Genomic DNA, 26,909 nt, shown 5'->3' with positions numbered 1-26,909 from the left:
AAGATGAGTATGAACTTTAGTAAAAAATTTATTACAAGGTGAAACATTGGAGGCTCTTGTACTTGTAGGACATGGTAGTAGATTACCATATAGTAAAGAACTGTTAGAAAAATTGGCTGAGAAAATAAAGGAAAAAGAGGTTTTTGAAATTGTTGAGATAGGGTTAATGGAATTCAATGAGCCAACTATTCCTCAAGCAGTAAAAAAAGCTATTGAGAGAGGAGCAAAAAAAATTATTGTTGTTCCTGTTTTCTTAGCCCATGGTGTTCACACCTTAAGAGACATTCCTCATATGTTAGGTTTAGAAGAAAGAGTTAAAATTGATGGTCATCATCATCATGATCATGAGCATGAGCATATAGAGATTCCTGAGGGTGTTGAAATCATCTATAGAGAGCCAATAGGAGCAGATGAGAGGTTAATAGACATTATCTTAGATAGAGCTTTTGGTAAATAATTTCTCCTGTTCTTTTATTTTTAACCTCTAAAACCCTATGTAGAGGAATGTAAGTGTCAAAATAGACTATAAAATTTCCTCTAACCTCTATTTCACTTAGAGGAATCTCTCTTCTATTATTTTTAGCTCCTCTATCTAAAATAACTATAACATAATCCTCCTTCTTAAAATCTGGATGCCAAAAAATTTTATTTATTATCTCTTTTAGGGTCATTTTAACTTCTTTAAAATTTTTTCAGCACACAACTTTCCAGATAAGTACATGCCTCCAAAGATTGCTCCCATTCTGTAGCCACCATGGACAGCATTGGCAGCCATTCCACAGACAAAGAAGTTAGGATATATTTCTTTTGTATATTTTAATAACTCTTTCTCTCCTCTCTCAGCCCACATTGATCTCTCTCCTTCAACCTTTAAGTTAACCTTATTCTTTTTAACTAAGATGTTTGTAACATAGGCATCATGCCCAGTGGCATCAACCACTACTTTACTCTCAATAGCTAAGGGGTCAACATGTAAGCCAGCCTTTTCTATGGCATAGGTGTTTATAACAACCCCTCTAACTTCCTCATTTTTTAAAATTAGGTCTTCAACCACTATTCCAGTAAGTATTTTAGCTCCACTGTCTATAGCTGCTGTAGCCAACTTAGCTGGAACCTCAACAGAGTCAGCTACATAGAGATCATCAACCTTCTCCAACTTAACCCCAACCTCTTCTAATAAATGCTTAGCCTCTTCCTCAACTGTTATATATGGAAAGCCCATTCCACCTCCCCAGGTTCCTCCACCAAAGAAGAGATGCCTTTCAAGGACTACAACCTTTAACCCCTCTTTAGCTAAGTATCTTGCACAGGTTAATCCACTTGGTCCAGCTCCAACAATGGCTACATCAACCTCTAAGTTATCTAACCACATCTCCATAGCTTTTTTAATTATACCTCTACTAATCTTACTCTCCATTTTTGGCCCTCTTCTCAACCTTGTTTATATAATCATTTATTTTCTTACTGATCTCACTTTTAATACTTTCTACCAACTCTACAGTTTTGTCACTAACCTTAATATCTTCATCAACATAAGGGGTTTTTTCCAACTTCTTCAAGCCTTTTAAAATATCTAAGTCTGTGAATGTTCCATACAACTCTTTAACTTTTCTCACCTCCTTCTCTACCCAGTGAGCATACTTAGTCCCATAGATTGAGAAGAGAGGAAATTTGGTTATAACATTACTCCCAGCTAAGATTAGAGGGCTTATCATACTTATCTTATCTGTCCAAACTCCAGTAATAATTTTAATCTTTGGGAAGGCTAACCTTACAGAGGAAACCCAGTTCATATACTCTATAGTTGTAACTGAAGGTTTATTCTCAAATATTGTTCCCTTCTGAGGGTTTAAGGAATAGAAGGTTATTCTATCAAGCTCAAGCTCCTCTATAAGGTTTAGAAGTTTTTCAATGTCTTCCTCTCTCTCATTCAACCCTAAGATAATGGTTATTCCAGTTTTCAACCCAAGATCTTTAGCCTTAATTAAATTCTCTTTTATCTTCTCTAAACTCTTTCCTGGACAGAGCTTTTCCCTCTCTCTTAAGGTTTCTACAGCTCCAACAACTCCCTCAATTACATCTAAGTTTATATTTTCTACATCAACAACTCCAACATTTAAGTACTGCTTACACCTCTGAACATAGGCAACAGCTTCAGCTATTCTATTAATCTCTTCCTCACTGTATCCATAACCTCCAGAGATAAACTCTAACTTCCAACCTATTCTCTTCATTAATATGGCTTCAGCTAAGATACTTGCCAAGCTTCTCTTAGCCTTCTTAGGCTCCTTTATCCTCTCCTTAAGAACACTCATGTAACAAAACTTACAAGGCTCTTTTAAGTTACAGTACCACCCTAAGAAAAGGGCTCTCTCAAAGGAAACATAGGGAAAGTATTTATTTGTAATTTTAAATGCTTTAATACAATTCTCTAACACTTCCTCAGGGTTCATATTCCCTCTCCTTCTCAATGTACTTCTCAATTAACCTACTTGGAACCCTTGTTTCTATTCCCAGCCTCTCTAAAATAATGTTATTCAAAATAATCTTTAAAATTTCCTTCCCTTCCTTACTCTCAGTGATCTCATTTAGCTTTCTACTAACAGCTGGAGACTTTAACTTTTTTAAAGCTTCAGCTATCTCCTCCTCCTTTACTCTTCCCTTTTTCTTTACATAGATTTGGTCAGCAATCTCTTCTAACTTTTTTAAGTCAAAGGGTAAATACTCTAAAAATTTCCTTGAAACAGTTTCATCTATTGATGCTAAAAGCCTTGCTATCTCTATATCCTCTGTATTCTCATCAATCTTCAACTTTTTGACAACAAACCAATTCTTATGCTTAGCCAAAAACTCTATCTTTTCTTCCAATTTCTCACCACTTCCTTAATTTTTAAGTATGTTATAGGAACCCAGAACATGAGAGATAAAACATTAAATATTATTATAGGGTAATCATTTCTTAAAATTCCATAGATAAGCCAGAGAAATAAGCCTGTTGTAAAGATAAGTACAAAGGCTAAAGAGAAGCTTGAGAGATCTCTCTCTTTGATAGATTTAATAAGCTGAGGTAGGGAGGCAAAGGTTGTAAAGATTCCAGCTAAGTAACCAATAATGGTTAAATCCATATTATCACTCTTCAAGAGTTATAAGGTGAGATATTGAAAGAGTTGTTAAAGGATAAGAGGATTGTAATATTTATCTTAGCCATTCTCTTTTCCTCCATTGTTATAGCTGTTAAAGGAATTCACTATGGGGTTGATATAACTGGAGGAACTGTAATAGTGCTTAAGACAGAGAAGCCACTGAATGAGAGAGATATGTCAATGACTGTTGAGATTATAAAGAATAGGTTAGATGCTACAGGGCTTGGAAATATAGAGGTTTATTCAAGAGGAAACAATGAAATTATTGTTATAGTTCCAGCCTCTGCAGATGTTGATACAATCATTAAGATCCTTAAACAGCAAGGTAATTTTAAAGCTCTTCTTGATAATAAAACACTTCTCTATACTGGAAGAGATATAGCTAATGTAGAGTTTCCTACAAAGGTTCCCTCTGGGAACACGGTAGCTTATGGGGTTCCATTCTCTTTAAAGATTGATGCTGCTAAAAGGATGGCTGAGCTTGTTAAAGGAAAGGCTTACCATAGAGTTTATTTATACATGGATGATAAGCTTATCTCAGCTCCTGTGTTAAGCCCTGAGCTAACCTCAGGAAAGCCTTCACCAAATCAGGTTATTACTGTTGGCCCATACCCTCCAACAGAGGAGGAGAAGGCTGAGGCTTTAGCTATTTACACAGCTCTAAAATCTGGGGCTCTTCCAGTTAAGGTGGATATTGAATATACTTATAGCATCTCTCCAGAGTTTGGTAGAGAACTATTAAAAGGGATATATATAGCTATAGCCCTTGCCTTTATTGCTGTCTCTTTGGTTGTGGCATTTAGATACAAAAGTCCTAAATTAGTTTTCCCTATCTTACTAACATGTTTCTCAGAGATCTTAATTATCTTAGGGATAGCTTCACTAATCAACTGGAGAATTGATCTTCCATCCTTTGCTGGAATTGTTGCAGCTGTAGGGACTGGGGTAGATAATCAAATAGTTATTGCTGATGAGGCATTAAAGGGGATTAAGAGATTAAAGGCAAGTATAAAAAGAGCTTTCTTTGTCATCTTTGCCTCTGCATCTACATCAATAGCTGCTATGCTTCCTCTGTTTGTTTTAGGGGTTGGGTTATTAAAAGGTTTTGCACTAACCACCATTATAGGAATATTGATAGGAATCTTTATAACAAGGCCTGCCTATGCTAAGATAGTTGAAGAGCTCTTTAAAAAATAACTCTTTTTAATTCTCCAATCTTTCCAAAGTTTAAGAGGCCAGCTTCAGTTATAGCTATAGCTTCCAACTCTTCATAACTCTTTTTTAACATTGGTGAGCTTGGATAGTTATTAATTAAATCATTTCCTGGAGAGAGAGGGTTAAAGTTTGGTAAAACTATTATCTCTTTTCCTATTAAATATGTGGGAAATTTATATATTGCTCCAACCTCATCCCTCAACTTTATTGAAGGATGCTCATGGCCAATGATAAAAAAGCCTTCCTCTTCTAACTTTTTGTCTCCATGACATATAATATATTTCCCTAACTTAAAGTATTCATGAACCTCAAAAATCTTAGTTAAGTAAGTGTCATGGTTCCCTCTTATTAAGATGAGATCAGCATACTCTTCTAAAGAGGCTATAAAATCTTTAACTAACCTAATCTCCTTCTCAATAGGGATGAAATTATGCTTTATATCTCCATTTAAAATTAGAGTCTTAACTTTATACTTCTCAACAATCTCCAAAATTTTGTTAAAAATAGTATCTTTTTGGAAGGTTGGGAAGTTAGCCCCAGTTTCTAAAAAAGATATGTCAAAACCTAAGTGAAGATCAGAGAGGAGAGCATAGCCTTTATAGATAATGGCTCTCTCCTCAGTTAATAAGAAGTTTTTAACCTTCATGTTTATCCTTGCTCTACCAACAACCTTGCAGTCTCTGGTGTGTATCTCCAATCCATTGGTAGAACTCCCTTTCTTTTGTAGTATTTAACTAACCTTCTAATTTTAGACTCTATTAACTGTAATCCTCTTTTTGAGTGTAAATCTTTAGGATGTTGCTCTAAGTGTTTCCTTAAGTTAACTGCTCTTCTCATTAAGTTTAATAAATCTTCAGGAACCTTTGGGTAGAGGTTGTGTTCTTTCATTATCTTACTTATCTTCTTTCCAGTTATTAACTTCACATCTGGAATTCCATAGTTATCTCTTAATATTAACCCTATCTGAGCTGATTGGTAACCTTTTTTAGCTAACTCTACAACTAACTCTTCAACTTGCTCCGGTGTGTAACTAACCCACTTAGGAGGCTCTGTCCTGTATGGCTTAGTAGAACCGGAGCGACCTCTTTTTCTTGCATGCATTCTTGCCATGTTATCACCGACGGTCGCCAGTTCTAAAGTATAATTCTGTATCAAAAAATTGCTATTGCTATATAAATCTTTGTTTAATTTATTAAAATAAATAGTTAAATACAAAAATATTCAAAATAATAAAATAGAAAACTTTATATACCAAATTTTTAATTTAAGGTTAATGCTGTTGTGGTGCCGCGGTAGTTCAGCCTGGGAGAACGCGGGACTGAAGATCCCGTTGTCGGGTGTTCAAATCACCCCCGCGGCACTACTTTATTGTGCCCCCATAGCTCAGCTGGTAGAGCGACGGACTGTTAATCCGTAGGTCGCAGGTTCGAGTCCTGCTGGGGGCGCCAATTTTATTTTTTTATTAATTAAATTGGTGGGCCCGTAGCTCAGCCTGGTCAGAGCGCTCGGCTCATAACCGAGTGGTCAAGGGTTCAAATCCCTTCGGGCCCACTACTTTGCTCCGGTGGTGTAGTCCGGCCAATCATGCGGGCCTTTCGAGCCCGCGACCCGGGTTCAAATCCCGGCCGGAGCACTAATTTTTTCCTATTTAATTAGATTTAAAGAATTAAATCAATTAGAGAGCAGGGGTCGCCAAGCCTGGCCAAAGGCGCCGGGCCTAGGACCCGGTCCCGTAGGGGTTCGGGGGTTCAAATCCCCTCCCCTGCACCATTGTTGTGGCCGGGGTGGGGTAGTGGCCATCCTGGGGGACTGTGGATCCCCTGACCCGGGTTCAATTCCCGGTCCCGGCCCTTATTTTTTATTTTTTTCTCATAAATTGTTCTAAACCTAAAAACATTACAATTATCTCCCCTCCCCTATAGGGTGCAAATGAAATGCGTTCCCGATCCGGGAGGGTCGGGACTGAGGCAAGCCCACGGCTGGGGGTAAAACCCCTTTGCAGTAGGAGGCGCAAGAAAGGTTTTATCCTTTCTTGCGACCGTACTCCATTTAATTCCGGTTGATCCTGCCGGAGGCCACTGCTATCGGGGTCCGACTAAGCCATGCGAGTCAAGGGGCTCCCCTTTTGGGGAGCACCGGCGAACGGCTCAGTAACACGTGGCTAACCTACCCTCGGGTGGGGGATAACCTCGGGAAACTGAGGCTAATCCCCCATAGGGGAGGAGGTCTGGAATGATCCCTCCCCGAAAGCCCGTAAGGGCGCCCGAGGATGGGGCTGCGGCGGATTAGGTAGTTGGTGGGGTAACGGCCCACCAAGCCTACGATCCGTACGGGCCCTGAGAGGGGGAGCCCGGAGATGGACACTGAGACACGGGTCCAGGCCCTACGGGGCGCAGCAGGCGCGAAACCTCCGCAATGCGCGAAAGCGCGACGGGGGGACCCCGAGTGCCCTCCCTCTGGGAGGGCTTTTCCGGAGTGTAAACAGCTCCGGGAATAAGGGCTGGGCAAGTCCGGTGCCAGCAGCCGCGGTAATACCGGCGGCCCAAGTGGTGGCCACTGTTATTGGGCCTAAAGCGTCCGTAGCCGGCCCGGTAAGTCCCTGCTTAAATCCCGCGGCTTAACCGCGGGGCTGGCAGGGATACTGCCGGGCTAGGGACCGGGAGAGGCCGGGGGTACCCCAGGGGTAGCGGTGAAATGCGTTGATCCCTGGGGGACCACCTGTGGCGAAGGCGCCCGGCTGGAACGGGTCCGACGGTGAGGGACGAAGGCCGGGGGAGCAAACCGGATTAGATACCCGGGTAGTCCCGGCTGTAAACTCTGCGGACTAGGTGTCGCGTGCCCTTCGGGGGCACGCGGTGCCGAAGGGAAGCCGTTAAGTCCGCCGCCTGGGGAGTACGGTCGCAAGACTGAAACTTAAAGGAATTGGCGGGGGAGCACTACAACGGGTGGAGCCTGCGGTTTAATTGGATTCAACGCCGGGAATCTCACCAGGGGCGACGGCAGGATGAAGGCCAGGTTGACGACCTTGCCAGACGCGCCGAGAGGTGGTGCATGGCCGTCGTCAGCTCGTACCGTGAGGCGTCCTGTTAAGTCAGGTAACGAGCGAGACCCGTGCCCCATGTTGCCATCCTCCCCTCCGGGGGAGGGGCACTCATGGGGGACCGCCTCCGCTAAGGAGGAGGAAGGTGCGGGCAACGACAGGTCCGCATGCCCCGAATCCCCTGGGCTACACGCGGGCTACAATGGCCGGGACAATGGGATGCGACCCCGAAAGGGGGAGCTAATCCCCTAAACCCGGTCGTAGTCCGGATCGAGGGCTGTAACTCGCCCTCGTGAAGCCGGAATCCGTAGTAATCGCGCCTCACCATGGCGCGGTGAATGCGTCCCTGCTCCTTGCACACACCGCCCGTCACGCCACCCGAGTCGAGCCCAGGTGAGGCCCCATCCGCAAGGGTGGGGTCGAACCTGGGTTCGGCGAGGGGGGCGAAGTCGTAACAAGGTAGCCGTAGGGGAACCTGCGGCTGGATCACCTCCCGAGAAAATAAACCTCCTACTGCAAAGGGGTACCCTAACCAGCCGTGGGCTTGCCTCATAAGCCAAGTGGGCCCGTAGCTCAGCTGGGAGAGCGCCGGCCTTGCAAGCCGGAGGCCGTGGGTTCAAATCCCACCGGGTCCACTTTTTATTTTTTAATAGATGAGGCCCACAATCTCTTAAAGGGGTTGTGGGCTGAGGCCCGATAAAAACATGAGGGCCGCGCATAGGCCCCAAGCCCTGGTGAAATCTGGACACCCTGCCGGGCACCAGCCCGCCTGGTGGATGGCTCGGCTCGGGCGCCGACGAAGGGCGTGGCAAGCTGCGATAAGCCCGGGGGAGGCGCAGGCAGCCTTCGATCCCGGGATTCCCGAATGGGACTTCCTGCCCTTCGGGGCGCTCCGTAAGGAGCGGGAACGCGGGGAAAAGAAACATCCGAGTACCCGCAGGAAAAGAAATCAACCGAGATGCCGGGAGTAGGGGCGACCGAAACCGGCACAGGGCAAACTGAATCCCTACCCGAAAGGGTAGGGAGATGTGGGGTTGCAGGATCTCCCATAAGCCCCTCGGCTGGGAAGCCGAAGTCCCCTGGAATGGGGCGCCATAGAGGGTGAAAGCCCCGTAGGCGTAACCAGCCAGGGGCTCGGGAGATTCCTGAGTACCGCGCGTTGGATATCGCGCGGGAAGCTGGGGGACATTAGGCCTCCAACCCTAAATACGTCCCGAGACCGATAGCGAACTAGTACCGTGAGGGAAAGCTGAAAAGCACCCCTGTCGGGGGGTGAAAAGAGCCTGAAACCAGGCGGGTACGGAATGGCACGGCCCTCAAGGTAACCCCTCCGAAGGAAACCTCCGCGAGGAGGGAGTACGAGGAGGGGCATGCCGGGGTCGTGCCGTCCGTTTCGAAAAACGGGCCGGGGAGTGTACGGGTGTGGCGAGCCTAAGGCCTTCAAGGCCGAAGGCGTAGGGAAACCGACAGGGCCGCAGCCCTCTGGGCGAGGGCCGGGGTCTGAAAGGGCCCGGAGTCACACCCGTACGACCCGAAACCGGGCGATCTAGGCCGGGGTAGGGTGAAGCCCCCCATCAGGGGGGTGGAGGCCCGCAGGGGTGTTCCCTTGCAAAGGGCTCCTCTGACCCCGGTCTAGGGGTGAAAAGCCAATCGAGCCCGGAGATAGCTGGTTCCCCCCGAAATGACCCGCAGGTCAGCCGGGGGTTAGGTAGATGGCGGGGTAGAGCCACCGATAGGGTGGTTAGGGGGCGAGAGCCCTCGCCACCCTGTCGAACTCCGAACCCGTCATCGCCGTAGCCCCCGAGTGAGGGCGTACGGGTAAGCCGTACGTCCGAGAGGGGAACAACCCGGGACCCGGGTTAAGGCCCCTAAGTGCCGGCTAAGTGTAAATGAGAAGGGTGTCCCCGGCCTAAGACAGCGGGGAGGTAGGCTTAGAAGCAGCCATCCTTTAAAGAGTGCGTAACAGCTCACCCGCCGAGGTCGGGGGCCCCGAAGATAACGGGGGCTAAGCCGGCCGCCGAGACCCGGGGGCGCCGAAAGGCGATCCGGTAGGGGGGCGTCCCGCGGGGGTAGAAGCTCGGCCGTGAGGTCGAGTGGACCCCGTGGGAACGAGAATCCCGGCAGTAGTAACAGCAAAGTGGGGCGAGAATCCCCACCGCCGAAGGGGCAAGGTTTCCACAGCAATGGTCGTCAGCTGTGGGTTAGCCGGTCCTAACCCCCGGGGTAATTCCCTCAGGGGGGAAAGGGAAGCGGGTTAATATTCCCGCGCCACCGGGGTACGTGCGGCAACGCAAGGGCTGGCTTCCGACGCTTCGGGGTAGGCCGACCACCCCCGTCGGGGTGGCCAAGCGCATAAGCCCGGGGAGTGCCGTAATGGCGAGAACCGGGCAAAAGCGTGATGGGCCCTCCTTATGGAGGGTTCGGCTGAGCCCTGGAGCCCGTGAAAAGGGAGCCAGCAAGGATCCCCGGTGACCGTACCCAGAACCGACACAGGTGCCCCTAGGCGAGTATCCTAAGGCGTGTCGGGGTAATCCGGCCCAGGGAACTCGGCAAATTGGCCCCGTAACTTCGGGAGAAGGGGTGCCTGCGGTCCTCTCCTTAGTGAGGGGACCGCAGGTCGCAGTGGCCAGGGGGGTCCGACTGTTTAATAAAAACACAGGTCTTGGCTAGCCCGTAAGGGTGTGTACCAAGGCCGACGCCTGCCCAGTGCCGGTACGTGAAACCCGGGTACAACCGGGCGAAGCGCCGGTAAACGGCGGGGGTAACTATAACCCTCTTAAGGTAGCGAAATTCCTTGTCGGGTAAGTTCCGACCTGCATGAATGGCGTAACGAGACCCCCACTGTCCCGGGCCGGATCCCGGTGAACCTACCTTTCCGGTGCAAAGGCCGGAGACCCCCGGCGGGAAGCGAAGACCCCGTGGAGCTTTACTGCAGCCTGTCGTTGGGGCGTGGCCGTGGGTGCACAGCGTAGGTGGGAGCCGTCGAAGCCCTCCCTCCGGGGAGGGTGGAGGCGCCCATGGGACACCACCCACCCATGGCCACGTCCCTAACCCCCGAGAGGGGGGACACCGGCAGGTGGGCAGTTTGGCTGGGGCGGCACCCCCCTGAAAAGGCATCAGGGGGGCCCAAAGGTCGGCTCAGGCGGGTCAGAACTCCGCCGTTGAGTGCAAGGGCAAAAGCCGGCCTGACTTGGTCGGTAAAAGAGGCCGACCAAGAGGCGAAAGCCGGGCCTAGCGAACCCCTGTGCCTCACCGATGGGGGCCAGGGATAACAGAAAAGCTACCCCGGGGATAACAGAGTTGTCGCGGGCAAGAGCCCATATCGACCCCGCGGCTTGCTACATCGATGTCGGCTCTTCCCATCCTGGGCCTGCAGCAGGGCCCAAGGGTGGGGCTGTTCGCCCATTAAAGGGGATCGTGAGCTGGGTTTAGAACGTCGTGAGACAGTTCGGTTGCTATCTGCCGGGGGTGTTGGCCGCCTGAGGGGAAGGTGGCTCTAGTACGAGAGGAACGAGCCGCCGGCGCCTCTGGTCTACCGGTTGTCCGACAGGGCACTGCCGGGCAGCTACGCGCTAAGGGATAAGGGCTGAAGGCATCTAAGCCCGAAACCCTCCCCGAAAATAGGCGGCCATGGGGCTCCCCTAGAAGAGGGGGTTGATAGGCCCGGGGTGTAAGCGCCGAGCCGTTAAGGCGAGGCGTTCAGCCCGCGGGTACTAATCGCCCCAAGCCCAGCAGGGTGTCCAGACACTTAAAGGGCTTGGGGCCTATGCGCGGCCCACCATTTTTTTGCTTTCCAATAATTTAGCCATCTGGTACGGCGGCCATAGCGGGGGGGCTACACCCGATCCCATTCCGAACTCGGAAGTTAAGCCCCCCAGCGATGCCCCGAGTACTGCCTTCTGGCGGGAAAGGGGCGACGCCGCCGGCCACTATTTTTTAAACCTTATCTTATGGAGTAAGAGGGCTGGTGGCTGTCCCTCCAACTTAGGAGGGAGGAAGTTCCGCCCACCCCATAAAGAGATGAAGGGGCAACTCCCGAGAGGGAGGGAGAAGAGCAACAGAAACGACACGGCCCTGGAAGAGATGACAATGATAGAAAAAGTTGAGGACTTCCAGGGAACCGGTGAAACGGGCTCTCCTCCAGCCCCTGAGGGGTGCAAGCCGAAAAGGCGCTTAGCCGAATGCCACCGAAATTACAGAAGGCGGGCTATAGCCCTCTTACTCCATATTTTTATTTTTTATAATTATATCTATAAATTTAAATATTTAAATTAAAATAGAAAAATAAAAATAATTTAAAGTCTTATAGGAATTCCTCTCTCTTTACAATATCTTTTTATCTCCTCTATTGTATACTCTCCATAATGTAAGATTCCAGCCATTAAAGCAGCTTCAGTTATTTTAAGAGCTTCATATACATGCTCTGGCTTTCCAGCTCCACCAGAGGCTATAACTGGGATATTAACAGCTTTTGAAATAGCCTCTGTTAAGTAGAGATCATAACCTTCTCTTGTTCCATCCTTGTCTATACTTGTTAATAGTATCTCTCCAGCCCCTAACTCTTCAACCCTTTTAGCCCAATCTATAGCATCTATTCCTGTCCCCTTCTTCCCTCCATAGATATAGACTTCAAACCAGCAATATCCATCTTCAACCTTAACCAAGTTTTTCCCTTCCTCTCTATTATAGTTTCTTTTAGCATCTATTGCCACAACAACACACTGACTACCAAAGATTTCACTTGCTTCTCTAATAAGGTTAGGGTTTTTCACTGCTGCAGTGTTCACTGATACTTTATCAGCCCCAGCATTTAGTAGGGCTCTAAAGTCTTCAATCTCTTTAACCCCTCCACCAACAGTTAGAGGAATAAAAACTTTTTCAGCAGTTTTCTCAACAACATCTATAATTATCTTCCTCTTCTCAGCTGATGCTGTAATGTCTAAAAAAACTAATTCATCAGCTCCTTCATTGTCATAGTACTCAGCTAACTCTACAGGGTCTCCAGCATCCCTTAGATTTAAAAATCTTGTACCCTTCACAACCCTCCCATTTTTAATGTCTAAGCATGGGATTATTCTCTTAGCCAACATTTACTCCTCCCTCATTCCTATCTCTTTTGCCAACCTTATGGCTCTTAAGGTAGTTAAGTCTTTCTCCAATAGCTCTTTTGATATAGTATGAGTAAAGTCTATCATACTTTTTGAGAATTTATTTCTTCTATTCAACTTAACTATTGGAGCACTCTCTACCCACTGCCTCTCCACTTCTTCACTATATGGTAGTACTGCTAAGAGATCATCAGCAATCTCTGTTAAGTCAGATACATTCTTAAATTTATTTATGACAATTCCAGCAGTTTCTATACTAAAGTCATTGGCCAAGTCTATACTCTTCAGAGAATTAATTATTCCTGGAATACTATCTTCTCCAACAATAATCATTTTGTTTATTAAATCCTCTTCTCCAATATAGTTAAAAACTAAACTACCCTCAGTTATATTTGGAGGGAAATCTATAACTATTATGTCATATCTATCTGAAATCTCACTTATTAACTCTGAGAATCTATCAATATCTACCTTATACCCAAAGGCCTTAGAGGTTACATCAGCATGTATTACATCAAGCTCATCATAACTATAGATAATCTCTTCACTTGTAGACTCTCCATTTAAGTAGGTGTTTAAGTTATGCTCTTTATCTTCTAAGCCAAAGATTAAACCTATGGTTCCACAGTAGACATCACAATCTATAAGTAAGGTTTTTGTAAATTCACTTAACACATAGGCAAAGTTTGCTGCCACTGTTGTCTTTCCTGTTCCACCTTGTAAGTTGAAGAACCCTACTTTTAAACTCATTTTCTTCACCTTTGATTTTCTATAAAATTTAAGGGATGTGAATTTATATGAAGATAGCTATTATTGGTAAGGGAGGAGTTGGAAAAAGCACTATTACAGCTATGTTGGCTAAGAGCCTCTCCAAGGATAAAGAGGTTTTAGTTATTGATGGAGATGAGTCAAACTTAACCTTAAATAAGTTCTTGGGCATTGAGAGAGGGAAAGAGTTTATAAATTACATTGGTGGGAGAGAAGGGTTTAAGAAGCTTAAGAGAAGTGAAAAGCTCTTTAAAAATAAGATTAGCCTTAATGATATAAAAGAGTATTTAACCAAAAAAGATAACATTTATTTTTTAACCATTGGGAAAATCCATGACTTTGGAGAAGGCTGTGCCTGTCCAATTGGAGCATTACTAAAAGAGCTTTTAAATAACCTTGATTTTGATGGCTATACTATAATTGACACTGAAGCAGGCTTAGAGCACTTTGGTAGAGGAGTTGAAGAGAGCTGTGACCTAATAATATTAATTGTAGATCCAACCTTAGAATCTCTAAATTTTGCTGAGAAGGTTAAAGATATTTGCCAAAGGTTAGGAAAGAATTACTATTTTATTATAAATAAGGCTGATGATGAAACCTTAAAGATACTCTTGGATAGGTTAGATAAGGATAAAATCTTAGGAGTTATAAAAGAGAACAGAGAGATTGTAAGGAAATGCTTACTTGGAGAAGAGTTAGAGCCTGTGGAGGAGATAGAAAAGATAGCTCACTTTATTACATCAAACTCTAAAACTATTCCTTCTCCTAACTTGTAAAAGTTTTTTAATTTTAATTTAACAGCCTCATCTACACTTTTAAATCCTTCTCCATCTACATAGCTAACACTCTTTCCTCCAAAGATCATAGGGGCTATATAAACAGAGACTTCATCAACTAAGCCCTCTTTAAACATGCTCCAATTTAGTGTTCCTCCTCCTTCAAGTAAGATACTTCTAATTCCTTTCTCATACAAGATTTCCATCAACTTTTTTAAATCAACTCTCTCCTTTCCACATACTATAACTTCAACCCCTAAATTTTCAAGGGCTTTAATCTTTTCTTTATTAGCTTTCTCTGTTGTAGCTATAATTGTCTTAGCTTCTTTATTTAAGACCCTTGCATTTAGAGGAATTCTTAAAGAGCTATCAACCACTATCCTTATAGGATTTTTTTCACTCTTTATTTTATGAACTGTCAATCTTGGATCATCTTTAAGAACTGTCCCAATACCAACCATTATAGCATCTACCTTAGCCCTAAGTTTATGAACCCTAATTAGGTCTTCTTCACATGAAATTCTTGAATCTCCTCCAACAGTCACCAACTTCCCATCCAAGGACATGCCAACATTTGAGATAACATAGGGCTTCATATCTGAACCCTTTAATTAAATATATTTTATTAAGTCTCTTATCACAGCCTCAGGATCCTTAGCCTTAACCACCCCTGAAGCTAATAAAACTCCTTCAGCTCCAAGCTCTAAGGCAGCTTTAACATCCTCTCCCTTAGATATTCCTGCCCCACAGAGAACTTTAATATCTTTATCAATTTCCTTGACAGCTCTAACTGTTCCTTCAACAATCTCAGGATTTGCCTTAGAAACTGGAATTCCTGTTCCTATCAACTCAGGAGGTTCAACAGCTATATAGTCTGGCTTTAAAGTGGCTACAGCCCTTGAAGTATTTATATTGTTGGTACAAACCACTGTTTCTAAGCTTAACTCCCTACATCTCTTTATTATTTCCTCTATATCTGATAATAGTAATCTTCTCTCAGAGTGATTTATCAATGTTCCAACAGCTCCAGCATCTTTTATACTCTCTGGCAAAATATGGCCTGTAAAACTTCCTGGTTTTATGTTATCAACATGTTGAGCATAACATTTGGTTATCTTAGCTATCTCCCTTAGATCAACATACTGAGGAGCTACAGCTATCTCCACCCCACTCTCTTCAGAAACTTTCTTAGCTATCTCAGCTATCTCTTTCCCTCTCTCTCCTAAACCTTCTTTATAGGTTTTGTAGTTAATGATTATTATCAAGCTCCCACCTGGTTGAGATTATGATAAAGATAAATAATTACTACATTGGCTTAATATTTAAAGATGGTTATCTTGTTGAAAACACAATTCCTTTAAAGTGTAAGTTGGAAGGCTATTCTGAAGATGGAGAAGAGATAGCTAAAATTATCTTAAAACTTTACCTTGCAGAACTCTCTGACAAAGAGGCAAGGAAGAGAATAAGGTTTAAGCTCTTAACCTCTGATTTCACAAAAAGAGTTTTAAAAGAGGTTTGTAAAATTCCCTTTGGAGAAACCATTACTTATGGAGAACTTGCTGAGAAATTAAAGAGCTCTCCAAGGGCTGTAGGAAGGGCTTTAAATAAAAATCCCCTCCCTTTAATTATTCCCTGTCATAGGGTCATAGCCAAGGATGGAGTTGGAGGTTACAAGTATGGAGTTGAGGAGAAGATCAAAATCTTAGAGAGGGAAAGAAATGCATTACTTAGAGCTAATAAGATTTAAAAATTGTGTCTTAGCTGGAATTAGTGGAATTGTTGGTTATATTATTTCAAAAGGCTCCTCTCCTACAATAGCTTTATTAATTTTCCTTGTTATCTTTTTCATTTGTGGATTTGGGAATATTATTAATGATATCTATGACATAGAGATAGATAAGATCAATAAACCTCATCGTCCCCTACCTTCAGGGAAAGTTAGTTTAAAAGAGGCTAAAATTTTAGCCATCTCTTTCTTAGCTGTTGGCTTACTTCTCTCTATCTTCATAAATTTTTTAGCTTTTTTAATAGCTTTTATCAATTCTCTTCTCCTCTTTTTGTATGCAAGATTCTTTAAGAGATTTAAGCCTATTGGAAATGTTATAGTAAGTTACTTAACTGGCTCAACCTTCCTATTTGGAGCTGTGGCTGGGAAAAACTTCTATCCCTCTTTCATCCTCTTCCTCTGTTCCTTCTTAGCCACTTGGGGAAGGGAGATAATTAAAGACTATGAAGATATTGAAGGAGATAAAAAAGAGAATGTTGTCTCTCTACCAATCTTAATTAATAAAAAAGCTCTCTATATAGCCACTTTTTTAATTTTGTTGGCTATTATTCTAAGCCCCCTCCCTTACATATTAAAAATTTTTGGAAAGTTTTATTTACTTGGAGTTTTAGTTTGTGATCTTCTCCTACTCTACCTTTGCTATAAAGCTTTGAAAAATAGGGAAGTTTCCTCTGACATTAAGAAGGTTATGCTTGTAATAGTACTTATTTTTTTAATTTCTTCAGTTATCCCCAGCTTCTAATCCTCTCTAAGATAACCTTGTCTCCATGCTCAACCTCTCCATTAAATTCCACTAACAGATTTCCCTTAGTTCCAAAGGTATCAATAATTTTCCCTTCTATATTTTTACTTGGAATATAAACTTTCTCCCCTACTAACCTCTCAGCTGAAGCTTTACTTTGAGCCAAGCCCTCTACAACCATTCTACCCTTCTTTTTAACAACTCTTCCCTCTTTAATAACAAGTTTCTTTAACTCTGGAATGTCAAAGCTTAAAACCTCTCCAAAGCCAGCTATCCTTAAGGTTGTTGGAGGGAGATCAAGTCTAAGGATCAGTATTTTATCCTTCTCCTCAACAACAATCTTTTCATCAAGCTTTATTAAGCAGTAACAAGAAGAGCCAGCTTTAACCTCTTTTAATACTATAGAGTGTCCTTTATAGTGAGTAAAAGGGATTATAGTAGCTGTAACTGTTAAGAGGTTCATGTGTAAGTGAACCTTCATTTTTGGAGCTAAGTTATATTTGAAGAGATCAACTACCCTAATTTTTGCAACAAATTGGTCAGTTACTCTTAACTTACTATCCTTTGATGTTAAGATACAGCCTCTAAAAATGTTCTCTGGCTCAACCCCTATAATGTTCATCCCTACCCTATCTCCAGCTTCAGCTTTATCAACACTCTTCTTAAAGCATTGGATAGATTTAACCTTAACCTCATAGTTTATTGGTAAGATTTTAAGAGAGTCTCCAACCCTAACTCTACCTTTGTGAATGGTTCCAGTGACTACAGTGCCAACCCCTTTAATTTTAAATGCATGATCAATAGGCATCTTGAAGAAGCTATTTACATCCCTCTTTATCTCTAAACTATCCAAGAGATTTTTAATCTCTTCCTTCAACTTCTCTATCCCTTCTCCTGTCTTAGCTGAGATTAAAACTATTTTAGAGTTCTTTAAATTCTTTGTTGATTTTAATATTTGCTCCATTAAAGTCCTTGTCCTCTTAATCTCTTCCTCTGTGGCAATATCTATCTTATTTATGGCTACAATGGTAGGAATCTTTAAAAGATCAAGGACTAACAAATGCTCTCCTGTCTGTGTCTTAGGCCCCTCTTTAGCATCTACAACTAAGATAGCCATATCTATTATACTCCCAGCACCTATAGCAGTTCTTATAAGCTCTGCATGTCCTGGAGCATCTACAAGGGTTACATTATATTTATCTAACTTAAAAGAGGAGAAGCCAAGGTCTACAGTAATTCCTCTAAGCTTAGACTCCTTTGGCTTATCCAAGGCTGAGGTTGAAGGGATTTCAGTTAACCTCTTAGCAAGCTCTGTTTTTCCATGGTCTATATGCCCAAACAATCCAATATTAACATTCATTTTTTCTCCCTCTTAACTAAGAACCATCTTTTTGGCTTAATCCCTAAAAATTTAATCTTAGCCTTCCTTATAGTCCCAGAAACTCCAAGGCATATAATATTTATAGGCTTATCTTTAAATTCTCTAACTAAGATTAGAGAGGATTTAACAAAATCAACATGATCCCTTTGACATCTAACTATGGCATAAGGGTAGTTATAATAAACAAGCCAAGGGTTGGCTTTAGCTGTTCCCCAATAGCCAATAAACTTTAGAGAAGCATCTCTTAACAATCTTATAAATTCCCCTTCACTTATCTCATCTTCATATAAAATTTTTATTGCTAAGTATCTCTTTTTTTCCCTTAATGTTGGTGGTAGTGGTTTAAGCATCTCCATCTTAACCCTCTTAATAAAAATAAAAAAGTTTTATGAATTCCCAAGATAGATAAATCTAAGGGCAAAGATGATGGCTAAGAGATAAACAAGCCAGTGAACCTCTCTCCATCTACCAGTGGCTACTTTTAAGATTGGATAGGTTATAAAACCAAGAGCTAAACCAGTAGCTATACTGAAAGTTAGAGGAATTGTCAATAAAGTGATAAATGCAGGAATAGCTTCAGTGTAGTCATCCCAATCTATAACCTTAATAGCTTTCATCATTAAGGCTCCAACTATAACAAGGGCTGAAGCTGTGGCATAGGGAGGAATGGCTTTAACTACAGGATAGAAGAAGAGGGCTAATAAAAATAGTATAGAGACAACAACAGCCACTAAGCCAGTTCTCCCTCCAAGGGCTATACCACTTGCAGACTCTATATAGGTTGTAACTGTTGAAGTTCCCAACAGTGAGCCTATAACTGTTCCAGTGGAATCAGCCATCAGAGCCTTTTCCAATCTTGGCAGTTTTCCATCTTTTAGATATCCAGCTTGGGAAGCGAGAGCGCTAAGTGTTCCGAGGGTGTCAAAGAGGTCAACAAAGAAGAAGGCCATAACTATAGTGAGAAGTCCAAGGTTTAAAGCCCCTAATATGTCAAGCTTTAAAAATGTTGGCTCTATTGATGGTGGCATAGAGATGATTCCTGAAGGGAATGGAGAGATTCCTAAGAGCATTCCTATGAGAGAAGTTATAATAATTCCTAAGAGAATTCCACCTATAACATTTCTACTAACCAAGATAGAAGTTAAGAAGATCCCAAACATGGCTAACAGAGGATAAGGCTCTAATAAGTTCCCTAAGGTTACATAAGTAGCTTTACTACTAACAATAATTCCAGCATTTTTTAGTCCAATGAAAGCTATAAATAAACCAATCCCTGCAGCTGTTCCATACTTTATAGCATTTGGGATGGCATTGAAGATCCAACTCCTTACTTTGGTTAAGGTTAATATAACAAAGAGAACTCCTGAAATAAACACTGCTCCTAAGGCAACTCTCCAGTCTATTCCCATCCCTAAGCAGACTCCATAGGTGAAGTAAGCATTCAACCCCATCCCTGGAGCTAAGGCAAAGGGATATTTTGCATATAAACCCATGATTAAAGTGGCTATAGCTGAAGCTAAGCAAGTAGCTACCATAACAGCTCCAAAGTCCATCCCTGCCTGGCTGAGAATTTGAGGATTGACAAAGATGATATAAGCCATTGTCATAAAGGTAGTTAAGCCTGCTAAGATCTCAGTTTTAAAATCAGTATTATATTTATCAAACTCAAAATACTTCTCTATTAACTCTTTCATAGCCTCACCTCACAACACTAAATAATATTAGTTTAAAATTTGGATTTATTTATAATTGTGGTTCCTATGTATGTTGAGCATAAATTTATAAAGCCAAATAAGTTAGAGGCAAGAATTTACCAACAGTTAATAGCTGCAAGTGCATTAAAGGATAATACATTAGTGGTTTTACCAACAGGTTTAGGGAAGACTGCAATAGCTGCCTTAGTGATAGCTGGGTTACTAACTAAAAAAGATGGAAAAGTTTTAATTATTGCTCCAACAAGGCCTTTAGTTGAGCAACATTACAGAACTTTTAAAGATATCTTAAATATTGATGGAATTGTGGCAATAACTGGAAAAATTCCTCCAGCAAAGAGAGAAAAGATTTATAGAGAGGGGAAAATCTTTATAGCCACTCCTCAAGTGATTGAAAATGACATCTTATCAGGGAGGTTAAAAGTAGATGATTTCATCCTACTAATAGCTGATGAGGCTCATCATACAGTTGGAAACCATGCCTATGCCTTTGTTGCTAAGAGCTTTAAAGATAAATGTCATATCTTAGCCTTAACAGCATCTCCTGGGCATGATGTAGATAAGGTTATGGAGATCTGTGAAAACTTAGGAATAAAGAGGATTGAGTTTAGAGATGAGAGTGATGAAGATGTTAAACCCTATGTAGCTAAGGTTAGAATGATTCCCATAAGAGTTGAGTTGCTAGAAGAGTTTAAAAAAGCTTTAAAGTTGTTAGATGATGCCTTAAAAGAGAGATTGAAATTTTTAAAGGATCATGGGGTTATAGATTCAATAAATGTTACTAAGACAGAGCTTTTAGAGTTAAACAATAAGCTCTTTTCCTATGATGATGAGGTAAAGTATGAATTGATAAAGAAATGCTCAGAGGCTTTAAAATTAATGTATGCTAAGGAACTCTTAGAATCTCAAGGGAAAGATGTCTTTTTAAAGTATATTGAAAAGCTTTCTTTACAGAGGTCAAAGTCTGCTAAAAATGTGGTTTGTGATGAGAGGGTTAAGAAGGCTGTCAATTTACTAAAGTCTTTAAATGTTGAGCATCCAAAGTATCCAAAGCTATTGGAGTTAATAAAAAGCATCTTAGAGAAAAATAAGGATGAAAGAATTATTGTTTTTGCCCAATATAGAGATACTGTTGATAAAATTGTTAGTCTCTTGGAGAAGAATGGAATTAAGGCTATAAAGTTTATTGGCCAATCCTGTAGGGATGGAAAAGGGATGAGTCAAAAGCAGCAGGTTGAAGCCATTGAGAGATTTAAAAGAGAGGGGCAAGTCTTAGTTTCAACAAGTGTCTCTGAGGAAGGAATTGACATTCCAGCTGTTAATTATGTCATCTTCTTTGAGCCTGTTCCCTCTGAGATAAGGACTATACAGAGAAGAGGAAGGGCAATGAGAGGAGAGGGTGGAACTTGTTATATCTTAATAAGTAAAGGAACAAGTGATGAAGCATACTATTGGAGTGCTCTAAAGAAAGAGAGGGAGATGAAGAGAACTTTAAGGGCTATCTGTAAAGCTATAGAGAAGAAGTTAAAGGAGAAGTATGGAGAGGATCCAATTAAGAAGGAATATTTAGAGGAAAAAGAAGATAAAGAGGAAAAAATAGAAACTAAAGAAGAGAAGAAAGAGGAAGAGAAAAAAGAAGAACCTAAAGAGGAGAAGAGGAAGCTAACCTTATTAGACTTTTTAAAAAGCTCAGGTAAAGAAGAGAAGAGAGAGGAAGAGAAAAAAGAGACAGGGAAAAAGAAGATTAAAATTATTGTTGATGTTAGAGAGAAAGGGATGGCTAAGTTATTAAGTGAGAAAGCAGAAGTTGAGCTAAAAACCTTGGAGTTAGGAGACTATATAGTGAGTGACAGAGTTGTTATAGAGCGAAAAACTGATGAGGACTTTGTCAATTCTATTATAGATAAGAGATTATTTAACCAACTGAAGGACTTAAAAAAGGTTGAGAGGCCTATATTAATAATTGAGGGCAATAACTTTAGTAGAATACATGAGAATGCTATTAAAGGAGCTATCCTTTCTATCATCTTAGACTATAGAATTCCAATAATCTTTACAAAAGATAGGGAAGAAACAGCTGACTACATTATAAAAATAGCTGAGAGGGAGCAATTAAAGGAGAAGAGGCCAGTGAGTATAAGATATGGAAAGAGAGCTATGACACTCCAAGAGAGGCAGAAGTTTATTGTTGAATCTCTCCCAGATGTTGGTGGAGCCTTGGCTGAGAGATTGTTAGAGCATTTCAAAACTGTTGAGAATGTATTTACAGCCTCTGAGAGAGAGTTGATGAGAGTTGAAGGTGTTGGAGAGGAGAGGGCTAAGAAGATAAGAGAGGTTTTAACAACAGAATATAAGAAGTGAGAAAGCTATGGTTTTAATTAGAAGGTTTAAAAGTGAAGACATAGATGAAGTTGAAGAGATAGAGAGAGAGGCCTTTAGGAAACCTTACCCAAGGAACTTAATCTTAGGACTTTGGGCAATGTATCCAAATCTATTTTATGTTGCTGAACTCAATGGTAGAGTAGTTGGCTACATCCTTGGAACATTGGACTGGGGAAATGGACATATAGTTTCCTTAGCAGTGAAAAAAGAGTTTAGAAGAAGAGGAATTGGAGAGAAGCTTTTAAAAACCTTGGAACACTATTACTTTAATGTCTTAAAGTGCAACTATATCATCTTAGAGGTTAGAGTCTCTAACATTGTTGCAAGGAAATTTTATTACAAGATGGGCTATAAGGATAGGAAGTTGATCCCCAACTACTATGAAGATGGAGAAGATGCTATATTAATGATTAAAAAAAGAGAAGGAGCTAAGGGAATATTAGTAGTTAGCCTATGGTAATTACATATTCAACTTTTTTAACAAGATGTCTATAATCTTTAATAATAGCTCTTCCTTTATAGCCTTTGACTTTATCAAGGCTATAACTTCTAAAGCCTCTCTAAACTTGTCCTTCTCAATTAAAGCTAAAGCTATCTTTTCTAAATCTGACTCAGTTCTTATCTCTTTAGCCAACTCTATAGCTTTCTTATCCTCTCCCTTGGAGATGTAAGAGATGGCTAACTTTCTTAAAACCTCATCTCTTAACCCTGTAGCTTTAATTCTCTTAGCCACTTCTTCAGCTTCTTTTAAATAACCACTTTCAATTAACTTTAAGGCTATTATTTCTAAGTTAGCATCACCTTTAACCTCATCTAACCTTTTCATAAGCTCCTCTACTTTACCCTCCTCTATTAGTTTTATAAATTCACTAACCATTTTCTCACCTTAATCTTTTTATATGAACCTTTGTTCCACTTTGTATATATATGTTACTAAGTTGTGAAAGAAAGTTCCATAATTATGAACACAAGTAGAATTAAAAATTATTATATACTCTTAAAAACTTCTTTAACCATAATCAAAATTTCTTTTGTGGTGTTGTTATGTACATCTTAGAGACTAAGGATTTACATTATAGCTACCCTGATGGAACAGAGGTTTTAAAAGGGGTAAATTTTAAAGTCAAAAAAGGAGAGATGGTTGCCTTACTTGGACCTAATGGTGTGGGAAAGACAACCCTATTTTTACACTTCAATGGAATCTTAAGACCAACTAAGGGAGAAGTTCTTATCAAAGGAAAGCCTATAAAGTATGATAAAAAGTCATTACTTGAGGTTAGGAAAACTGTGGGAATTGTTTTCCAAAATCCTGATGATCAGTTATTTGCTCCAACTGTTAAGGATGATGTGGCCTTTGGGCCATTAAACTTAGGCTTACCTAAGGAAGAGGTGGAGAGAAGGGTTAAAGAGGCTTTAAAAGCTGTTGGCTTGGAAGGCTTTGAAAATAAAGTTCCACATCATCTAAGTGGAGGGCAAAAGAAGAGAGTAGCTATAGCTGGAGTATTAGCCATGGAGCCAGAAATTATAGTCTTAGATGAGCCAACAGCTGGCTTAGACCCTATAGGAGCCTCTAAGATTATGAAACTTCTCTATGATCTAAATAAGAGAGGGATAACTATAATCATCTCAACCCATGATGTTGACCTTGTCCCAGTTTATGCTGATAGAGTTTATATTATGTATGATGGTAAAATTTTAAAGGAAGGAGAGCCAAGAGAGGTTTTTAGAGATGTCAATACTTTAAGAAAAGCTAATTTAAGATTACCAAGGGTAGCCCATCTCTTAGAAATTTTAAATAAAAAAGACCACTTACCAGTAGACTTAGGCTTCACCATTGGAGAAGCAAGGAGAATTTTAAAAGACTTAATAGTCAAAAACTAAAGGAATTATGTCATCTAAGGTCTTTGCTGGAATTATCTCTATTCCTTCCCTCTCTATGACATCAATCATATTAGCCTCTGGGATAATAACTCTCTTAAACCCATACCTCTTAGCAGCCTCTATTTTCTCATTAATGCCTCCAACAGCTAAGATATTTCCAGTTAAATCTAAGCTTCCAGTTATGGCAAAGTCTTGCTTTAAAGGAATCTCTAAGAGAGCTGAGATTATAGCTAAACAAACTGCTGCTGTTGCACTGTCTCCATCAATTTTGGAGTAGGATTGGCTAAACTGTATATAAATCTCTTTATCACTTAGATCAATATCTTTCTTTGGTAGTGGTAGTTTTCCATTGGCTATTAACTTCTTAGAGAGAGCTGAAGCTAAGGTTATTGAGTGCTTAGCTATGTCTCCACTAATGTTTAATAGATGAGTAGCTGGATTCTTAGACTCTAAGATTTGAACCACTATTTTAGTCACATCTCCAACTCCTCCTCTACCAAGGACTGCTAAGCCATAGATAACTCCAACCTTTGGAGTATCATTTGGAACAATATGTTTATATCTTTTAAAGTTTTTAATATAGTTTATAGCCACTTGTTTCTCCATGCTGTAAATTCCTGACTCAAAAACCTTCCTTACATGTTCAGCATCAATATAAACCTTCCCTTTTTTTTCAAGTGGCTTATAATCCTTATCTTTAAAGTTTTTTAGTATCTCCTCAATCTCCTTACCCATGGCTAAGTCATTTGCCATCTTTATTATGTTGGCAAGTAACCTTAACCTTAATGTTAACTTATCCTTTGATCCAGCAAGATACTGGGCTATTTTAACAATCTCACAACAGGCTTCATAAGTCATATGGTTTAACTTATTATTCCTTATCTCTTGGACTATAAACTGTAAAATCTTATCCCTATTTTCTAAGGTGTTGTCCATCTTATCCTTTAACACTATCTTATAGTCTATTCTATCAACTAATGGAGCCCTTAAATTGTAGATGTCATCCATATTCCCTGACATGATTAAGATGAAGTCACAGGGGATAGGGTTAGTTTCCACTGTAGCTCCACTTGAGTTAGGGTTTCTCCCACTTATTGGTAATTTTTTATCTTGTAAGGCAGTTAGTATATAGTCTTGAACCTCCAAGGGCATAGTTTTAATTTCATCAACATAGAGGATTCCTCTATGAGCCTCATGTATAGCTCCTAATATTATCCTCTTATGTGGAGGAGTTCCCAAAGGTGGCTTACCTCCAAGAGGACAGTGCTTAACATCTCCTAACAGCCTTGTCACATTGTAAGCTGAGGCCCTTACTAAAGGCCTCTTTTTACACTCATATAGTAAAACTGGCTCTAAGTCTGATGGACTTACAGAGGGCATTGAAGCCCTTGCCCCTAACAAAGATGAGAAGACAATAATAAAGCCAAAGATTAGAACTATCATAGAGGTTATTGCCACAGCTGCTAAGAGGTAGTCAGCTGGCATAGTTTTAATTATCATCTGAGAAACTAAGATAGCTATAATCATGACTATTAAAAGAGTAAATGGACTTGGAGCATTAAAATTAATCTTTGGTAATTCTTTCTTTTTCTCTTTATAGTAGCCATCAATAACTTCAACTATTGGCCTCTCCATATTTTTTAAATTTGGCTTGGCTATTACATAGTAAGGTGTAAATTCTCCAAACTCATCTAAAATTTCACCAACAGCCTTAACTATCATTGACTTCCCTACTCCTGGCTCACCAAGTAAAATAGCATTTCTTTTATTCTTCACAGCTGATAAAACAATCTTTACAGCTTCATCCTGCCCTATAACTTGGTCTATTAATCTTGGTGAAGGCTCTGGCAATTCTTCAGTGGTTTTAAATTTAACTGAAAACATGTAAAACACCTTTATTAGTTAATTTGAAGATTTAAATTATAAGTATGAGATTGTTCAAAATTGTAAAATAGGAAATATAATATATAAAGCTAAAGATAAAATTAAATTTCCTTAACTTTGATATTTAATTTTAAACTTAATATCTTATTTTCCTCAGCCCAGTATATTCTCTCCTTGGCTGTTGTATTTGCATAGTCTTTCCACTTAACCAACTTAAATGGAAGCTTGGGGTAATTTCCTTTAAATAGCAAAAACCACAGTTGATAATTTCCTGGCTTACTTATTGTGAAGTTATATCTCTTTTCAAACTGAGGTTCCCATTTCTCTATACTAATAGGTTTTGGTGGCAAAGTTACATTAAATTTATCTAAGAAGTACATATTATGAATAATAAGAGAGCCATTTTCATAAGTGCCATTAACTAACCAAATCTCTACAGTGTAGTTCATAACCTTTCCTTCATGGTTCACAATTCCAATAATTACTGAACCTGTTTCATTCACATAAAGCTCTGTAGGATAATCATAAGCTTTTCCTTCTGGCCCTAAGATGTAAAATTCAGTAAAGTATTCCATCTGTTTAGGATGAGTAAATATATAAATAGTCCCAATTATACATAATATCAAAATTATTAATAAAATTGTTGTTAAGATTTTTTCTAATTTTTCATTCATTTTTTCACAAGCCATATAAATTTTAGAACAAATTAGTTAAAAGTCTATAAAAATATAAAGTTTGTTCTTAAAATGAGGTTGTCGAAAAATTAAAAATTGATTATTATTGATTTATTACTTGATATTACTTTTATTAATTAAATTAAGAAGTTTTTTAAGTGATCCTTCTGATCTATTGCACGTTTTATGAGCTATGATTAGCTCAGTATTTTTATCGATTGCTATCCATATCCATGCCTTATTATTCTTATAGATCTAACGAAAGAGTACTTCGTCTATTTCTAAATGTATTTGCTCCATTAAGCTTAAACGTTCTTACTTGTATTATTTAGTTTTTTAAAATCTTTAATCCACCTAAGTATTGTAGTTGTACTTATTTTAAAGACTCTACTCGTATATTCCTTTCTTTTCTTTTTA

At 40.7% G+C, this 26,909-nt stretch carries 25 protein-coding genes, 7 tRNA genes, 3 rRNA genes and 1 other RNA gene; 19 read left to right on the top strand and 17 right to left on the bottom strand.

Going from position 1 to position 26,909, the window contains the following annotated elements:
• Positions 1–46: 46 nt before the first annotated feature.
• On the top strand, positions 47–457 hold the full coding sequence (cfbA, locus tag METIN_RS06450; RefSeq protein ID WP_013100678.1) for a sirohydrochlorin nickelochelatase: 411 nt from the start codon (positions 47–49) through the stop codon (positions 455–457).
• On the opposite strand, the gene METIN_RS06445 is transcribed toward cfbA, so the two are convergent.
• From METIN_RS06445 to METIN_RS06425, 5 genes are read right to left on the bottom strand one after another with little or no spacing between them, the layout of a single operon-like run.
• A complete protein-coding gene (locus METIN_RS06445) occupies positions 429–671 on the bottom strand; it encodes a DUF504 domain-containing protein (RefSeq protein WP_013100677.1) in 243 nt (80 codons plus the stop codon). The genes cfbA and METIN_RS06445 overlap by 29 nt on opposite strands.
• Entirely contained in the window at positions 668–1,417 is a 750-nt protein-coding gene (locus METIN_RS06440) for a sulfide-dependent adenosine diphosphate thiazole synthase (protein WP_013100676.1), read from the bottom strand. The genes METIN_RS06445 and METIN_RS06440 overlap by 4 nt, the downstream gene beginning before the upstream one ends.
• Positions 1,407–2,453 (bottom strand): radical SAM protein, encoded by a 1,047-nt coding sequence (locus METIN_RS06435; RefSeq protein ID WP_013100675.1) that lies wholly within the window; start codon positions 2,451–2,453, stop codon positions 1,407–1,409. The genes METIN_RS06440 and METIN_RS06435 overlap by 11 nt, the downstream gene beginning before the upstream one ends.
• Positions 2,443–2,868, bottom strand: coding sequence for a DUF2666 domain-containing protein (locus METIN_RS06430; RefSeq protein ID WP_013100674.1), 426 nt, complete (start codon positions 2,866–2,868; stop codon positions 2,443–2,445). Before METIN_RS06430 ends, METIN_RS06435 begins: the two co-directional genes overlap by 11 nt.
• Positions 2,853–3,125 carry a SemiSWEET transporter gene (locus tag METIN_RS06425; protein ID WP_013100673.1) on the bottom strand — a complete coding sequence of 91 codons (273 nt, stop codon included), beginning with the start codon at positions 3,123–3,125 and terminating at the stop codon, positions 2,853–2,855. The genes METIN_RS06430 and METIN_RS06425 overlap by 16 nt, the downstream gene beginning before the upstream one ends.
• Positions 3,126–3,158: 33 nt before the next feature.
• Between METIN_RS06425 and METIN_RS06420 the strand changes: the two genes are divergently transcribed.
• Positions 3,159–4,340 carry a preprotein translocase subunit SecD gene (locus METIN_RS06420; protein WP_013100672.1) on the top strand — a complete coding sequence of 394 codons (1,182 nt, stop codon included), beginning with the start codon at positions 3,159–3,161 and terminating at the stop codon, positions 4,338–4,340.
• On the opposite strand, the gene METIN_RS06415 is transcribed toward METIN_RS06420, so the two are convergent.
• Both METIN_RS06415 and METIN_RS06410 read right to left on the bottom strand, forming a co-directional pair.
• Entirely contained in the window at positions 4,330–5,055 is a 726-nt protein-coding gene (locus METIN_RS06415; RefSeq protein ID WP_332247385.1) for a metallophosphoesterase, read from the bottom strand. The two genes, METIN_RS06420 and METIN_RS06415, sit on opposite strands and share 11 nt — an antisense overlap.
• Positions 5,007–5,468, bottom strand: coding sequence for a 30S ribosomal protein S15 (locus METIN_RS06410; protein WP_013100670.1), 462 nt, complete (start codon positions 5,466–5,468; stop codon positions 5,007–5,009). Before METIN_RS06410 ends, METIN_RS06415 begins: the two co-directional genes overlap by 49 nt.
• A gap of 176 nt (positions 5,469–5,644) precedes the next feature.
• On the opposite strand from METIN_RS06410, the gene METIN_RS06405 reads away from it, so the two are divergent.
• The 11 genes from METIN_RS06405 to rnpB all read left to right on the top strand — a co-directional run bounded on the left by METIN_RS06405 (position 5,645) and on the right by rnpB (position 11,620).
• A tRNA-Phe gene (locus tag METIN_RS06405) sits at positions 5,645–5,718 on the top strand.
• A 12-nt stretch (positions 5,719–5,730) separates the two neighbouring features.
• A tRNA-Asn gene (locus METIN_RS06400) sits at positions 5,731–5,806 on the top strand.
• A 28-nt stretch (positions 5,807–5,834) separates the two neighbouring features.
• Positions 5,835–5,909, top strand: a tRNA-Ile gene (locus tag METIN_RS06395).
• Between the two features lie 7 nt (positions 5,910–5,916).
• A tRNA-Glu gene (locus METIN_RS06390) sits at positions 5,917–5,991 on the top strand.
• A gap of 49 nt (positions 5,992–6,040) precedes the next feature.
• Positions 6,041–6,128, top strand: a tRNA-Leu gene (locus METIN_RS06385).
• An 8-nt stretch (positions 6,129–6,136) separates the two neighbouring features.
• Positions 6,137–6,208, top strand: a tRNA-His gene (locus METIN_RS06380).
• Positions 6,209–6,410: 202 nt separating this feature from the next.
• Positions 6,411–7,893, top strand: a 16S ribosomal RNA gene (locus METIN_RS06375).
• Positions 7,894–7,960: 67 nt separating this feature from the next.
• A tRNA-Ala gene (locus METIN_RS06370) sits at positions 7,961–8,033 on the top strand.
• Positions 8,034–8,146: 113 nt separating this feature from the next.
• Positions 8,147–11,135 (top strand): 23S ribosomal RNA (locus METIN_RS06365).
• A 76-nt stretch (positions 11,136–11,211) separates the two neighbouring features.
• Positions 11,212–11,326: ribosomal RNA gene (gene rrf, locus METIN_RS06360) — 5S ribosomal RNA — on the top strand.
• The 16S, 23S and 5S rRNA genes sit together here with 7 tRNA genes alongside, the layout of an rRNA operon.
• A gap of 27 nt (positions 11,327–11,353) precedes the next feature.
• Positions 11,354–11,620, top strand: an RNA gene (rnpB, locus tag METIN_RS07480) — RNase P RNA component.
• A gap of 73 nt (positions 11,621–11,693) precedes the next feature.
• On the opposite strand, the gene hisF is transcribed toward rnpB, so the two are convergent.
• Both hisF and METIN_RS06345 read right to left on the bottom strand, forming a co-directional pair.
• Positions 11,694–12,488 carry an imidazole glycerol phosphate synthase subunit HisF gene (gene hisF, locus METIN_RS06350; RefSeq protein ID WP_013100669.1) on the bottom strand — a complete coding sequence of 265 codons (795 nt, stop codon included), beginning with the start codon at positions 12,486–12,488 and terminating at the stop codon, positions 11,694–11,696.
• A complete protein-coding gene (locus METIN_RS06345; RefSeq protein WP_013100668.1) occupies positions 12,489–13,256 on the bottom strand; it encodes a MinD/ParA family ATP-binding protein in 768 nt (255 codons plus the stop codon). It abuts the gene before it with no gap.
• A 47-nt stretch (positions 13,257–13,303) separates the two neighbouring features.
• On the opposite strand from METIN_RS06345, the gene METIN_RS06340 reads away from it, so the two are divergent.
• Entirely contained in the window at positions 13,304–14,050 is a 747-nt protein-coding gene (locus METIN_RS06340; RefSeq protein WP_013100667.1) for an ATP-binding protein, read from the top strand.
• Here the strand turns inward: METIN_RS06340 and METIN_RS06335 are convergent.
• Together METIN_RS06335 and tpiA are read right to left on the bottom strand one after the other, a co-directional pair.
• Positions 14,002–14,646 carry a 2,5-diamino-6-(ribosylamino)-4(3H)-pyrimidinone 5'-phosphate reductase gene (locus tag METIN_RS06335; RefSeq protein WP_013100666.1) on the bottom strand — a complete coding sequence of 215 codons (645 nt, stop codon included), beginning with the start codon at positions 14,644–14,646 and terminating at the stop codon, positions 14,002–14,004. The two genes, METIN_RS06340 and METIN_RS06335, sit on opposite strands and share 49 nt — an antisense overlap.
• 15 nt (positions 14,647–14,661) lie before the next feature.
• A complete protein-coding gene (gene tpiA / locus METIN_RS06330; RefSeq protein WP_013100665.1) occupies positions 14,662–15,315 on the bottom strand; it encodes a triose-phosphate isomerase in 654 nt (217 codons plus the stop codon).
• Between the two features lie 20 nt (positions 15,316–15,335).
• Here tpiA and METIN_RS06325 point away from each other — a divergent pair, with 20 nt between their 5' ends.
• Positions 15,336–15,797 (top strand): methylated-DNA--[protein]-cysteine S-methyltransferase, encoded by a 462-nt coding sequence (locus tag METIN_RS06325; RefSeq protein WP_013100664.1) that lies wholly within the window; start codon positions 15,336–15,338, stop codon positions 15,795–15,797.
• Positions 15,769–16,578, top strand: coding sequence for a UbiA family prenyltransferase (locus METIN_RS06320; RefSeq protein ID WP_013100663.1), 810 nt, complete (start codon positions 15,769–15,771; stop codon positions 16,576–16,578). Before METIN_RS06325 ends, METIN_RS06320 begins: the two co-directional genes overlap by 29 nt.
• Here METIN_RS06320 and selB read toward each other — a convergent pair.
• The 3 genes from selB to METIN_RS06305 are packed head-to-tail and all read right to left on the bottom strand — an operon-like array spanning position 16,562 to position 19,653.
• A complete protein-coding gene (selB, locus tag METIN_RS06315; RefSeq protein ID WP_013100662.1) occupies positions 16,562–17,938 on the bottom strand; it encodes a selenocysteine-specific translation elongation factor in 1,377 nt (458 codons plus the stop codon). The two genes, METIN_RS06320 and selB, sit on opposite strands and share 17 nt — an antisense overlap.
• Entirely contained in the window at positions 17,935–18,309 is a 375-nt protein-coding gene (locus tag METIN_RS06310) for an Rpp14/Pop5 family protein (protein WP_048203597.1), read from the bottom strand. Before METIN_RS06310 ends, selB begins: the two co-directional genes overlap by 4 nt.
• A 36-nt stretch (positions 18,310–18,345) precedes the next feature.
• Positions 18,346–19,653 carry an NCS2 family permease gene (locus tag METIN_RS06305; RefSeq protein WP_013100660.1) on the bottom strand — a complete coding sequence of 436 codons (1,308 nt, stop codon included), beginning with the start codon at positions 19,651–19,653 and terminating at the stop codon, positions 18,346–18,348.
• A 66-nt stretch (positions 19,654–19,719) separates the two neighbouring features.
• Here METIN_RS06305 and METIN_RS06300 point away from each other — a divergent pair, with 66 nt between their 5' ends.
• Both METIN_RS06300 and rimI read left to right on the top strand, forming a co-directional pair.
• A complete protein-coding gene (locus METIN_RS06300) occupies positions 19,720–22,032 on the top strand; it encodes a DEAD/DEAH box helicase (RefSeq protein ID WP_013100659.1) in 2,313 nt (770 codons plus the stop codon).
• Positions 22,033–22,039: 7 nt separating this feature from the next.
• Entirely contained in the window at positions 22,040–22,513 is a 474-nt protein-coding gene (rimI, locus tag METIN_RS06295; RefSeq protein ID WP_013100658.1) for a ribosomal protein S18-alanine N-acetyltransferase, read from the top strand.
• Here the strand turns inward: rimI and METIN_RS06290 are convergent, their stop codons facing one another.
• Positions 22,514–22,930 (bottom strand): hypothetical protein, encoded by a 417-nt coding sequence (locus tag METIN_RS06290; protein ID WP_013100657.1) that lies wholly within the window; start codon positions 22,928–22,930, stop codon positions 22,514–22,516.
• Positions 22,931–23,097: 167 nt separating this feature from the next.
• On the opposite strand from METIN_RS06290, the gene METIN_RS06285 reads away from it, so the two are divergent.
• Positions 23,098–23,934: an ATP-binding cassette domain-containing protein gene (locus METIN_RS06285; RefSeq protein WP_013100656.1), complete on the top strand. Its 837-nt coding sequence runs from the start codon at positions 23,098–23,100 to the stop codon at positions 23,932–23,934.
• Here METIN_RS06285 and lonB read toward each other — a convergent pair.
• Both lonB and METIN_RS06275 read right to left on the bottom strand, forming a co-directional pair.
• A complete protein-coding gene (lonB, locus tag METIN_RS06280) occupies positions 23,917–25,818 on the bottom strand; it encodes an ATP-dependent protease LonB (RefSeq protein WP_013100655.1) in 1,902 nt (633 codons plus the stop codon). The two genes, METIN_RS06285 and lonB, sit on opposite strands and share 18 nt — an antisense overlap.
• Positions 25,819–25,919: 101 nt before the next feature.
• Entirely contained in the window at positions 25,920–26,492 is a 573-nt protein-coding gene (locus METIN_RS06275) for a DUF1616 domain-containing protein (protein ID WP_052294360.1), read from the bottom strand.
• Positions 26,493–26,909: the final 417 nt, after the last annotated feature.

The organism is Methanocaldococcus infernus ME, from assembly GCF_000092305.1.
Taxonomy (GTDB): domain Archaea; phylum AGJL01; class Methanococci; order Methanococcales; family Methanocaldococcaceae; genus Methanocaldococcus; species Methanocaldococcus infernus.
The sequence above is the reverse complement of the archived record's forward strand: the minus strand, read 5'-3'. Positions and strand labels throughout refer to the sequence as shown.

Coding starts and splice junctions, on each gene's coding strand:
- METIN_RS06290 (WP_013100657.1), bottom strand. CDS start 22,930: ATGGTTAGTGAATTTATAAAACTAATAGAGGAGGGTAAAGTAGAGGAG.
- selB (WP_013100662.1), bottom strand. CDS start 17,938: ATGAATGTTAATATTGGATTGTTTGGGCATATAGACCATGGAAAAACA.
- METIN_RS06345 (WP_013100668.1), bottom strand. CDS start 13,256: ATGAGTTTAAAAGTAGGGTTCTTCAACTTACAAGGTGGAACAGGAAAG.
- METIN_RS06300 (WP_013100659.1), top strand. CDS start 19,720: ATGTATGTTGAGCATAAATTTATAAAGCCAAATAAGTTAGAGGCAAGA.
- METIN_RS06435 (WP_013100675.1), bottom strand. CDS start 2,453: ATGAACCCTGAGGAAGTGTTAGAGAATTGTATTAAAGCATTTAAAATT.
- METIN_RS06445 (WP_013100677.1), bottom strand. CDS start 671: ATGACCCTAAAAGAGATAATAAATAAAATTTTTTGGCATCCAGATTTT.
- METIN_RS06275 (WP_052294360.1), bottom strand. CDS start 26,492: ATGAATGAAAAATTAGAAAAAATCTTAACAACAATTTTATTAATAATT.
- METIN_RS06410 (WP_013100670.1), bottom strand. CDS start 5,468: ATGGCAAGAATGCATGCAAGAAAAAGAGGTCGCTCCGGTTCTACTAAG.
- METIN_RS06320 (WP_013100663.1), top strand. CDS start 15,769: ATGCATTACTTAGAGCTAATAAGATTTAAAAATTGTGTCTTAGCTGGA.
- METIN_RS06285 (WP_013100656.1), top strand. CDS start 23,098: ATGTACATCTTAGAGACTAAGGATTTACATTATAGCTACCCTGATGGA.
- lonB (WP_013100655.1), bottom strand. CDS start 25,818: ATGTTTTCAGTTAAATTTAAAACCACTGAAGAATTGCCAGAGCCTTCA.
- METIN_RS06335 (WP_013100666.1), bottom strand. CDS start 14,646: ATGAAGCCCTATGTTATCTCAAATGTTGGCATGTCCTTGGATGGGAAG.
- METIN_RS06425 (WP_013100673.1), bottom strand. CDS start 3,125: ATGGATTTAACCATTATTGGTTACTTAGCTGGAATCTTTACAACCTTT.
- hisF (WP_013100669.1), bottom strand. CDS start 12,488: ATGTTGGCTAAGAGAATAATCCCATGCTTAGACATTAAAAATGGGAGG.
- METIN_RS06310 (WP_048203597.1), bottom strand. CDS start 18,309: ATGCTTAAACCACTACCACCAACATTAAGGGAAAAAAAGAGATACTTA.
- METIN_RS06305 (WP_013100660.1), bottom strand. CDS start 19,653: ATGAAAGAGTTAATAGAGAAGTATTTTGAGTTTGATAAATATAATACT.
- METIN_RS06340 (WP_013100667.1), top strand. CDS start 13,304: ATGAAGATAGCTATTATTGGTAAGGGAGGAGTTGGAAAAAGCACTATT.
- rimI (WP_013100658.1), top strand. CDS start 22,040: ATGGTTTTAATTAGAAGGTTTAAAAGTGAAGACATAGATGAAGTTGAA.
- METIN_RS06440 (WP_013100676.1), bottom strand. CDS start 1,417: ATGGAGAGTAAGATTAGTAGAGGTATAATTAAAAAAGCTATGGAGATG.
- METIN_RS06325 (WP_013100664.1), top strand. CDS start 15,336: ATGATAAAGATAAATAATTACTACATTGGCTTAATATTTAAAGATGGT.